Genomic DNA, 2407 nt, shown 5'->3' on the forward strand with positions numbered 1-2407 from the left:
CTCGCACGATCGATTATATCGAACAAATGAACCACATTACCGATATGTCAACGGTTTTGGAGCGTATCATCAAAGTTCTGCCATTTTTCCAAATCTTTGCAGGGCGGGACTCATACAGGGGTGTTGCCATCGCCTCGGCTTCCTATAACGCAACGACATACGATTGGAATTTATACCATGAGTCTGTGATGGCGATTGCGCCTGTTAAACGCGAGCGTTTAGAACAAATAGCTTTGAAGGCATCACTAGACACATCAGGTGAGGAACGTAAATTTTGGGAGTGTGTATATAATGCGCTTTAAACCTCTGCTAATAGGGTTGGCTCTTTGCAGCCTGTCAGTTCAATCTGAGAATCTCGACGCTTGGGCCAGTCAGCTTAAACATGAAATGGACTCCAATTACTCCCTTCTCAATCAGCGTGTATCTGAATGCAAGTCAATAAGGAAAGATTTTGATTATTCAAAAGAACTTGATACAGAGTGGTTTACAAAACTAGATAAGTCTGAAAAACAAACTGTTATCCAATATGGTTTTGCTTATGCGTCACAGCAGTGTTCTTTAAAAGAGCGTCAAACGTATACCAGCTCTTTGGTTAATTACGTTGCCTACTCTGGTGATAAAAAGCCATTGAATGAATGGCTAAGTCTTGTGGAGGGAGATAAAGATTTACAGCAGAAAGTCAACGAAATTGGTATTGAAGATACCCAAAAGTTTATCGCCTCCTATTTATCGACTCCATTTGATGCGCTTCAGTTGCTAAAAGCACAGGGATTGTTTTAAGACACGTCCAATTCTTATTGATAGGTCGGTAGGAATTGGACAGGAGGGAGTTAGATTCGCTGCGGCGACTCACCTATAACACCGATACAGGATAAGTAAGACTCAACCTACTCACCGGTAGCAAAACCTGATCCCTTAGTCCTGTGATGTCGAAAGAGAGTTACGACGAGACTATACCCCCATTTTAGACGTGAGGGATAGCCTGTAACTAGATTGTTGAAAAGACTCGAGAATGGTCATAGCAAGTTGGAGAAAATTTCGGAACCTTGACGAATCGCTATTCCATTATTTTTTTTAGAAACAGTAAATATGTGCCTAATATCAGGAGGAACTCTAGAAGAAGAAAAGACGCCATACTCATTTGGAACCTCAAATTCATAAGCTACATGTATCTCTTTGATTTTATTTTCTTTTGCCAGCGTTAATAGATTGTTTTCTAGCTCTCTACGTTCTTTGCTCTTATTTCTAGTTTGGTTTTCTGAATCAAAATAGAAAAGGAAGCACTTTTCTAAAATCTGCCCCTCAAGTTCTGTATCAACTTCGTTTGTCATGGCATTAGCGATGTGAAAGTTGACATTTAACTGAGTATTTATAGCCTGTGTCATCACCCGAAAAACATTAAAGTATATTAAAGAATCTCTTTTTTCTTCTGCTATTTGGTATAAAACATCACTTAAGCCTGTATGAGATCCATTTGTTGGCCTAGTGTGCGGGTTCTTTGTATAACCAACATATTCAACTCTACTGTCTATGCCAAGGTTTATCCCTGATTGCTCTAAAAAATCATGCACTGAATAAGTTGTTAAATGTCCGTCAACATCTTTCAAAGTAATATATTTATCTGTGATCTGAATATCGGGCTTGAAGTGTTTCCCAGTGTCTATATCAGCAAACGTGCATTTAATACTTACTTTTTTGGCCTTTTCACCAATTAATAGGTGTAGTTTTGTTCTTCCAGAAAACCTATTAAATGTCGGCCTTTTTTTAGTGTTAAATCTTACTCGTTCTCTAGAGCAAATAAAGTATACAAACCTCTTCTCGAGGTGGTCTTCAACTTCAGCTTTAATGCGCTTGAGGTGATTGACTATCAACTGCCTTGTATCAAAATAATCGGCGACCTCACCTGTATTGACAACCAAGTCATACCAGTATCGATGATACGTTTCCAACGCCACGATCCATTTTTTATCACTGCTTTTATACAAGTCATTCTTAATCAAAGAAGAATAGAGTCCTCTATTCACCATTCACATGCTCCATCGAAAAATTTGTAACAATTCCCCACCCATTAGTTGAAATTTCTAATAACCAAGTACAAATACGCTCCCAAATAGTACTCACCGATATATCTAAATGTGTATAAACAGTAAGAATTAAGCCAACAATTAGAAGTAAGAAAAAGTTAAGCTGAAATCTCTGCGTTCGGTGTCTCTTATCTAAATCAGAGAACTCGGAAACTATTTTTTTATGGTGTTCAGGATACTCCTTATTCAAGCGATTAAGTTGTCCTTTGTATTCAATCTCGATGGATTTTAATGAATGCTTCTGGTTTTGTATTAATAGCCACATCATTTGTACTGGTCTAATGAAACAGGACACTTAATTGAGAGACAATCAATGTTAATCA

3 protein-coding genes are annotated in these 2407 nt (G+C 37.9%); 2 read left to right on the plus strand and 1 reads right to left on the minus strand.

The annotated features are described in order from the left end of the window. Positions 1-302: hypothetical protein (locus tag AAFM34_RS20750; protein ID WP_341666151.1), on the plus strand; the 302-nt coding region annotated here is incomplete at its 5' end. Continuing rightward, the gene (locus tag AAFM34_RS20755) at positions 292-780 is read left to right on the plus strand and encodes a hypothetical protein (RefSeq protein ID WP_341666153.1); all 489 of its coding nucleotides are present in this window, start codon (positions 292-294) and stop codon (positions 778-780) included. The genes AAFM34_RS20750 and AAFM34_RS20755, both read left to right, overlap by 11 nt. 236 nt (positions 781-1016) lie before the next feature. On the opposite strand, the gene AAFM34_RS20760 is transcribed toward AAFM34_RS20755, so the two are convergent. Continuing rightward, positions 1017-2027: a hypothetical protein gene (locus AAFM34_RS20760; protein WP_341666155.1), complete on the minus strand. Its 1011-nt coding sequence runs from the start codon at positions 2025-2027 to the stop codon at positions 1017-1019. Between the last annotated feature and the right edge of the window lie 380 nt (positions 2028-2407).

Source organism: Vibrio sp. (genome assembly GCF_038138445.1).
In the GTDB taxonomy this organism is placed as follows: Bacteria; Pseudomonadota; Gammaproteobacteria; order Enterobacterales; family Vibrionaceae; genus Vibrio.